The following is a 231-nucleotide window of genomic DNA, read 5'->3' as shown; positions in this document are numbered from 1 at the left end:
AGCTTCACCCGCGGGGTGCGCACCTCGAGGTAGCACTCGTGCTGGAAGAAGTTCAAGTGCTTGAGCCGCTTGGTCACGGTGTCGTGCACCGGGTGCCCGCCGGCTGCCCCCGGCACGGCAAAGCGACTTCCCGGCGCGAAGTCGATGCGAATGGTGAGCGTGCGTGCCGCGGCATTGAGATCAACGCCGGCCACGAACCACGGTGCGGCAATCCCCAAGGCAGTCTCGAAC

The 231-nt window shown here is 66.2% G+C and carries 1 pseudogene; it reads right to left on the bottom strand.

From position 1 onward, the window contains the following. Positions 1 to 231, bottom strand: a pseudogene (locus tag ACTFO6_RS20090) (ISL3 family transposase); the annotation flags it as partial.

Origin of the sequence: Pelomicrobium sp. G1 (assembly GCF_051905455.1) — a bacterium.
Taxonomy (GTDB): domain Bacteria; phylum Pseudomonadota; class Gammaproteobacteria; order Burkholderiales; family UBA6910; genus Pelomicrobium.
Note: the sequence above shows the minus strand (reverse complement) of the source record. Positions and strands in the feature narration are given on the sequence as shown.